This window comes from Salinisphaera sp. (genome assembly GCF_035690525.1).
Taxonomy (GTDB): domain Bacteria; phylum Pseudomonadota; class Gammaproteobacteria; order Nevskiales; family Salinisphaeraceae; genus Salinisphaera.
Window position 1 is genome coordinate 20,365 of record NZ_DASSKM010000035.1, and the last position, 7,261, is coordinate 27,625.

The 7,261-nt window shown below is 64.3% G+C and carries 7 protein-coding genes; 2 read left to right on the forward strand and 5 right to left on the reverse strand.

The window, feature by feature from the left end:
• From VFJ08_RS02170 to VFJ08_RS02190, 5 genes are all read right to left on the reverse strand, one after another.
• Positions 1 to 795, reverse strand: coding sequence for an ABC transporter ATP-binding protein (locus VFJ08_RS02170; RefSeq protein WP_324994688.1), 795 nt, complete (start codon positions 793 to 795; stop codon positions 1 to 3).
• Complete coding sequence (locus VFJ08_RS02175) at positions 792 to 1,937, reverse strand: ABC transporter permease (protein WP_324994690.1); 1,146 nt, start codon at positions 1,935 to 1,937, stop codon at positions 792 to 794. Before VFJ08_RS02175 ends, VFJ08_RS02170 begins: the two co-directional genes overlap by 4 nt.
• Before the next feature lie 134 nt (positions 1,938 to 2,071).
• On the reverse strand, positions 2,072 to 2,722 hold the full coding sequence (locus VFJ08_RS02180; protein WP_324994692.1) for a hypothetical protein: 651 nt from the start codon (positions 2,720 to 2,722) through the stop codon (positions 2,072 to 2,074).
• Positions 2,723 to 2,755: 33 nt separating this feature from the next.
• Positions 2,756 to 3,628: a methylisocitrate lyase gene (gene prpB / locus VFJ08_RS02185; RefSeq protein WP_324994694.1), complete on the reverse strand. Its 873-nt coding sequence runs from the start codon at positions 3,626 to 3,628 to the stop codon at positions 2,756 to 2,758.
• A gap of 576 nt (positions 3,629 to 4,204) precedes the next feature.
• Positions 4,205 to 5,650, reverse strand: a complete 1,446-nt coding sequence (locus VFJ08_RS02190) for an aldehyde dehydrogenase family protein (protein WP_324994696.1) — start codon at positions 5,648 to 5,650, stop codon at positions 4,205 to 4,207.
• Positions 5,651 to 5,851: 201 nt separating this feature from the next.
• On the opposite strand from VFJ08_RS02190, the gene VFJ08_RS02195 reads away from it, so the two are divergent.
• A complete protein-coding gene (locus VFJ08_RS02195) occupies positions 5,852 to 6,019 on the forward strand; it encodes a rubredoxin (RefSeq protein ID WP_324994697.1) in 168 nt (55 codons plus the stop codon).
• Positions 6,020 to 6,118: 99 nt separating this feature from the next.
• Positions 6,119 to 7,261, forward strand: a 1,143-nt coding sequence (locus tag VFJ08_RS02200) for an NAD(P)/FAD-dependent oxidoreductase (RefSeq protein WP_324994699.1), incomplete at its 3' end; no start/stop codon positions are given.

Here is a 7,261-nt window from a genome sequence, read left to right on the forward strand (position 1 = left end):
TTAATCCTCTTGTACGCCGGCAGCGGTGTCGGCGTCGAAAAAACGCTCGATGAACGGATGCGAGACGTGACGCACCTCGTCGAGTGTGCCCACGGTCAGGATACGGCCTTCGTCCAGAACCGCCACCCGATCGGCTACGGACGCCAGTGTCGCGCGGTCGTGGGTGACGATCAGGCCGGACAGCCCCATGTCTTTATGTAGATGTTTGTAGAGCCGGTGAAAATCGGTGGCCGAGGCCGGATCGAGGCCAGCGGTCGGCTCGTCGAGAAACAGCAGCTCGGGATCCAGCGCCAATGCCCGGGCCAGCGCGACCCGTTTGATCATGCCGCCGGATAGCGCATCCGGCATTTGCGGGCCCACTTCAGGATCGAGGCCGACCGCGGCCAGCTTAAGGCTGACCAGGTCGGCGATCATCGACTCGGGCATGTCCAGACCGTCGCGACGCAGTTCGCGCATCGGAAACGCGATGTTATCGAAAACCGGCAGCGCACTGAACAACGCGCCCTGCTGGAACAGCACGCCCCAGCGGCGGCCGAGCTGGCGCATTTGCACGCGATCGAGATGGCTGATGCGTATGCCCAGAACATCGACCGTGCCCTCGTCGGGCTCGCTGAGGCCGATCAGATGGCGCAGCATCAGCGACTTACCGCCGCCGCTGGTGCCGATCACCGCCAGCGTCTCGCCTTGTTCCAAACGCAGATCCAGACCGCGCAGGAGCCAGCGCTTGTCGATGCGCGCACCCAGATCGGCTACCTCGACCACGGGCTGCAACGGCTGATCCCGGTCGGCCGTCATATCAGGCCCATCTTGGCGAGAATGGCGCCGCTCAAGGCATCGAGGATCAGAATCAGCGACAGGCCGACGACCACCGAGCGTGTGGTTTGCGAGCTCAGGCTGTCGGTGTTGGCGCGTGCGGTCAGCCCAAAATAGCTACCCACCAGTGCAATGATCAGGCCGAACAGCGCGCCCTTGCCCAGCCCCAGCCAGAAATTGTAAATATCCACTGATGACGGCAGCCGCGCAATGAACAGCGCGAAGGGCACATTCAGATCGAATTGTGCGGTGGTGGCGCCGCCCAGGATCTCGGCGCCGTCGGTCCAGACGACCAGCAGCGGCATGGTGATCATCATGGCCACGACGCGCGAAGTGACCAGCCGCATCCGGGGCGAGCTGCCGAAGGTCTGGAGTGCGTCGAGTTCCTCGGTGAGATGCATGCCGGCGATGCCGGCGGTGATCGACGAACCGGCGCGCCCGGCTTGAATAATGGCCGCGATCACCGGGCCGAGCTCACGCATCACGGCCAAACCCATCAGGCCGATGATGCGCTGATTGGCGCCGAAGTCCTCCAGCGTGACGCCGATCTGCAGACTCATCACGATGCCGATCACGTAGCCGGTGACGCCCAGCAACAGCACGGAGGAGACCCCGGTGTGATAAATGGAGGCCGTGATTTCGCGCACCGGTATCAGCCGCCAGCGCACCGCACAGGTGGCGATATCCATCAGCACGCCGAGCAACAGCGCGAGCAGGCCGATCGTATGCTGTGCAATGCCGATTATGCCCGCGCCCAGCGTATCGAGTGCGCCGACGGGCGAAATGCGATGCGACTTGGGCGGCAGCACGTCGGGCGCGTCGGCCAGCCGGTCGAAGCGTTGTCGATGCGGATCGCGACAGGCAAGATCCGCCGGTAGTTGCCGGTTCCACACCTGCCATAGCACCCAGGCGCCGACGCTGTCGAGCGCCTCGACCGCGTTCAGGTCCCAGATCATGTCGGCAGGCGAGTCCAGCGCGCCGAGTTCGGCGCTCATCCGGCGCCGGCAGTCGCTGGCGGTAAACAATCGCCACGAGCCGGACAGCACGATGCGGCGGCGATCGCCGCTCTCGTCGAGTTCCCAGCCAGGCGGCGTGGCGCCGTGATGCGCGTCGGTTGTGCTCATCGGGCGACCGGCTGCGGGCCAAATAACGGGTTCTCGCGGTTAAAAAGCCTAAGATACACCGATGCTAGGCTAGCGCAGCGCCGGCGCGGGCTGCATCCGTATTTCGCCGGGTCGCGTGCGCGGCGCGGCATGGCTTACGACCCGCCGCTCGACGCCGGGTGATCGCCCAGCGCCGAATTGAGGATGTCGATCACGGCGTTGTAGTTAGTGCTCTGGTGGTGCAGCGCCTGGAATACCGCGTAGCCGTAGGGTTCGATTTTCTGTGGCCCGCCGCGCTTGTGCGGATCGGCGCCGTGGTCGAGCATGAAACGGACCATCTTCGGATCGTTGCGCTTGATGGCGAACAGCAGCGGCGTGAGATGGTCGGAATCGGGCCTAGGGTCGATCGCGTTCACGCTGCCGCCGTGCTTCAGGTAGGCCGCGGCACAAGCGTAGGCATCGACCAGCGCGGCCTCGTGCCGGAAGATCTGAACGAGCCCGCCGTTGGATATGACCGCCTCGGTATAGGCCTTGTCGTGGCCGTCTGCGCAGTAACGTTCGGCCGGCGAGCTGGCGGCTTTCGCTGTGGCCGTATTTCTCTTGCCGTGCCCGGGTCGGGTGGCTTGCGCGCTGGCGTTGTCGGCGTTTTCGTGACGATTATTTGCCGGCGCCTCGCGGTGTTGGCCGGTCTGCGTGTGCCGCGGCTGCGCCGGACCTTTTTCGTGCGATCCTTGCCACCCGTAGACCGCCGCACCGATGATCGCGATCGCAATGACCACGATCGCCGCGATGACCCCTTTTCTCACCGAAATCTCCTCGTCACGAGACAGCGTTACGGTTTACCCGGAATCGCGCGGCCGGCCGAACAGCGCATCGAGTTTGTCCTCGAACTCGTGATAGCCGAGATGATCGTAGAGCGCGCTGCGCGTCTGCATGGTATCGAGTGCCGGCTTCTGCGTGCCGTATTCGCGGATCGTGCGGTACACGTTGAGCGCGGCGTTGGCCATGGCGCGCGCGGCCGACAGCGGATACAGCACCATCGCCACGCCTTGTTCGGCGAGCTCGCCGGTGGTGTAGAGCTCGGTCGCGCCGAATTCGGTGATATTGGCCAGCACCGGCACGCCAAGCCCGGTAAAGCGGGCATACATCGATAGATCGGTCATCGCCTCGGCGAAAATATAGTCGGCCCCGGCTTCCACACAGGCCGCGGCGCGCTCGACCGCGGCCTCCAGGCCTTCGACGGCCAACGCGTCGGTGCGCGCCATGATCTTCATGTCGTCGCGCGCGTCGACCGCGGCCTTGATGCGATCGACCATCTCGGCCTGGGAGACGATCTCCTTGCCCGGACGGTGGCCGCAGCGCTTGGCGGCGACCTGGTCCTCGATATGCACGGCCGCCGCGCCCGCGCCTTCCATCAGCCGGATCGAGCGCGCGATATTGAAGGCGCTGCCCCAGCCGGTGTCGATATCCACCAGCAGCGGCGCGTCGGTGGCCTCGGTGATGCGCCGCACGTCCTCGAGCACGTCGTCCCGGGTGGTCATGCCCAGATCCGGCAGGCCATAGGACCAGTTGGCGACGCCGCCGCCGGACAGATAGATCGCATTGAAACCGGAATGCTCGGCCAGCATGGCGGCATAGGCGTTGATCGCGCCGACGATCTGCAGCGGCTGTTCTTTTTCGAGTACGGCGGCAAAACGTTGCGGTGCGGTCATAGCGAGACGGGAAGCGAGAATTAACGATGCTAGCTTAACGCAGGCTCGATACGCCGTGGCGTTGTGCGACGGCATCAAGCGCCAGCCGTAAAACAGTGCATCGGTGTTCGGCAGTGTCGTTCATTCACTCGCCGGTTTTATCAGGCTGGGTGTTTCGCGCTGACGCGCGACTTTCGACCTCCACTGCTCGGCGCTACGCCCAAGGGGCCAATACAGCGCGGGCCCGCGATGCTGGGGGCGGGGACGCCTGTATTCAGCCCATTACACGGCGACGCAGACGCGCAGTGGCGGCGGGTGTCCGGCGCATTGCGCCGGTGCGGTCAGCCTGTCTGAGGGCCGCCAAAGCGGCCCGAGTTCTGACCGCATCCCGTCGCCGCGAGCATCGGAGTGCACCGGCGTAGCCGGCGCCGTGTCGGGTGCGATTCTTTTGGTTCCTTTTCTTGCGCAAACAAGAAAAGGGACTCGCGCATCAGCGCGAAACCTCAGCCCAAACGAAGCCTGAGTCTTAGAAGCCTGAGTCTTAATAGACTAACCAACCAGCCAGTGCTCGTCCGCTGCCGCCCCGGCGGCGTCGTATCAGCTCAACCAGCGCACAGCAAACCGGATGAAGGCGCGGGTGAAGGCGTTATAGGGCGGCCGGAACAAAAACGCCAGCGAGAACCGGTCGCGCAGCACACTGCGTTCGTGGGAAAAGGCCAGATAGCCATAGTGGCCGTGGCTGTTGCCGATGCCGGAATTGTTCACGCCGCCGAAGGGCAGTTGCCCATGCAGGAAATGCATCATCGTCTGATTCACGCAGGAGCCCCCGGCGCTGGTGCGCGACAGTACGGTTTCGATCAGGTTTTTGTCGGTGGCATAGATATAGAGCGCCAAGGGCTTGGGCCGGGCGTTGATCGCCGCGATCGGGCCTTCGATGTCGTCGAAGGCCAGAATCGGCATGAGCGGGCCGAAGATCTCTTCTTCCATGATGCGCGCGTTCTCACCGACCTGGGTGAGCAGGGTCGGCGCCAGGAAGCGGTCCTCGTTGGCCGGCACCGTGCCCACCGGCAGCTTGGCGCCGCGCTCGATCGCGTCGTCCAGCAGGGCGCGCACACGCTGATAATGTTTATCGTTGACGATACGGCAGTAATCGCCGTTGTCGGCCAGTTTTTCGCGCGCGCCGTAGAGTGAATCCAGCGCCTCGCGGCATGCGGCGACGAACTCGTCGCGGATCTCGTCGTGCACGTAGACGTAGTCGGGCGCGATACAGGTCTGGCCGTTGTTGGCGAACTTGCCCCACATCAGCGTGGTTGCCGCGCTCTTGATTTTCGCCGAACGATCGACGATCACCGGCGACTTGCCGCCGAGCTCCAGCGTCACCGAACTCAGGTGTTTCGCTGCCGCGCCCATGACGATGCGCCCGACCGCGGGCGAGCCGGTGAAAAAGATATGGTCGAACGGCAGTTCCAGCAGCGTTTGCGTAGTCTCGGCCGCGCCCTGGACCACGGCGACCTCGTCCTCGTCGAACAATTCGGCCAGAAACTCCTGTAGAAAGGACGCGCAGTGCGGCGTCATCTCCGAGGGCTTCAAGATCACCGTGTTGCCGGCCGCGATCGCCGAGACCAGTGGGCCCAGCGACAGATTGATCGGATAGTTCCACGGCGAGATGATCAGGCATACGCCTCTAGGCTCGGTGCGCACCTCGGCGCGGGTGCCGAGCATGAGCAGGGTGGGGCGCTTGCGCTTCGGCTTCATCCACGATTTGAGCTTTCGCATCGCATGGTGCGCCTCGGCCACCACCGGCAGGATCTCGGTGACTTCCACCTCGGCCGCGGGTTTGGCGAAATCGGCATGGCAGGCCGCGTGAACGGCCTCGCGCTTTTCGAACATCAGTTTGCGCAGGCGCGCCAGCTTGGCGACGCGCTCGGCCGCGCTCGACGTGCGAAGCGCCCGTGCTTTGGCCTGCTGGCTTTCGAACAGGCGGTGGAGTCGGCCGGTATCGGATTCGGCGTCGGCGCTGATCGGTCGGGCCGTGCTGTTCATGGTGTGATCCCTTATAAGGAAAGTATTATTTTCATCTTTTTTACGCGCCTGTCCGTAGCCTGTCGACTGCGCGTCCAACGCCCGCCTCGGCCGCCGGCCGCATCGCCGTCGTCGCGGTGGTTTGATACGCTCTCGCTTTTACAGCGGCGCTGCTTGCGGCAGCGCTTGTTTTTTGGTCGAAGGGTCAATCGAGAGCGAGCAATGAAGAAGTGGCAATGCATCGTCTGTGGTTTCGAATACGATGAAGCCGAGGGCATGCCGGATGAAGGCATCGAGCCCGGTACCAAATGGGAAGATATCCCGGACGATTGGACCTGCCCGGATTGCGGTGCGCCCAAGGATGACTTCGAAATGATGGAAATCGACTGAGCGTTGCGCGCGCTGCGTCGCGGCGCGTTTCGTATCATCGGCCGGCTACCGGCCGAGCCGCACCGACGCACAATCCTACTTGCGACGAGGCAAGAGCGCATGGACCCGATCATCATCATCGGCACCGGGCTCGCCGGCTACAGCGTGGCCCGCGAATTCCGCAAACACGACACCGAAACGCCGGTGCTTCTCATCACCCGCGACGACGGCGCCAGCTATTACAAGCCGGATATCTCCGAAGCCCGCGCCAAGGGCAGGACGCCCGACGATCTGGTCCAGAAGACGGCCGACGAAATGGCCGAGATGCTCAACGTGACGGTGCGCACCCACGAGCAGGTCGAAGCCATCGATCGCGAGGCCCATCAGGTGCGGCTGGCCAGCGACACGCTGACCTATTCCAGGCTTGTGCTGGCCTGGGGCGCCGCCCCGATCGTGCTCAACCTGGCCGGCGACGCGGCCGATCGCGTGCACAAAATCAACAATCTGATGGATTACCGCGTATTCCGCGACAACCTCGTCGACGGCGCGCGGGTCGCGATTCTCGGTGCCGGCCTGATCGGCTGCGAGTTCGCCAACGATCTGATCACCGCCGGCTACAAGGTCTCGGTCGCCGATCCCGCCGGCTGGCCGTTGGCCCAGCTCATGCCGCAACAACCCGGCGAAGCGGTCAAGGCCGCGTTGGCGCACGAAGGCGTGGACTGGCATCTCGGCCACGCCGCAACCGCCGTACACAACGGCGGCGACGGCCGCTATCAAATCATTCTGGACGACAACTCGCATATCAATGCCGATATCATCCTCTCGGCCGTCGGGCTCAAGGCCGGTACCGACTTGGCCGAAGCCGCGGGCCTCGAGGTCGATCGGGGCGTCGTGGTCGATCGCACGCTGGTCACCTCCGATCCCGATATCTACGCGCTCGGCGACTGTGCCGAAGTCGACGGCCATTGGCGGCCTTATGTGGGGCCGCTGATGCAGTGCGCGCGCACGCTGGGCAAGACGTTGGCCGCCGGTGAGGACGAAGAGCCCGGCGCGGTGAAATACCCGACCCTGCCGATTTTCATCAAGACCCACGTCTGCCCGGTGATCGCCTACCCCCCGGTCGAAAAGCACGGCGAGTGGATCATCGAGGGCCGCGGCGCCGCGCTCGAGGGGCGCTTCGTCGACGGCGACGACAACATGCGCGGCTTCGTGCTGACCGGCGAGGCCACCGGCAAGCGCCGGGATTATATGAAACAAGCGCCG

Bases quoted from the DNA above. Each gene is read 5' to 3' on its own strand.
- prpB (WP_324994694.1), bottom strand. From the start codon at position 3,628: ATGACCGCACCGCAACGTTTTGCCGCCGTACTCGAAAAAGAACAGCCG.
- VFJ08_RS02190 (WP_324994696.1), bottom strand. From the start codon at position 5,650: ATGAACAGCACGGCCCGACCGATCAGCGCCGACGCCGAATCCGATACC.
- VFJ08_RS02175 (WP_324994690.1), bottom strand. From the start codon at position 1,937: ATGAGCACAACCGACGCGCATCACGGCGCCACGCCGCCTGGCTGGGAA.
- VFJ08_RS02170 (WP_324994688.1), bottom strand. From the start codon at position 795: ATGACGGCCGACCGGGATCAGCCGTTGCAGCCCGTGGTCGAGGTAGCC.
- VFJ08_RS02195 (WP_324994697.1), top strand. From the start codon at position 5,852: ATGAAGAAGTGGCAATGCATCGTCTGTGGTTTCGAATACGATGAAGCC.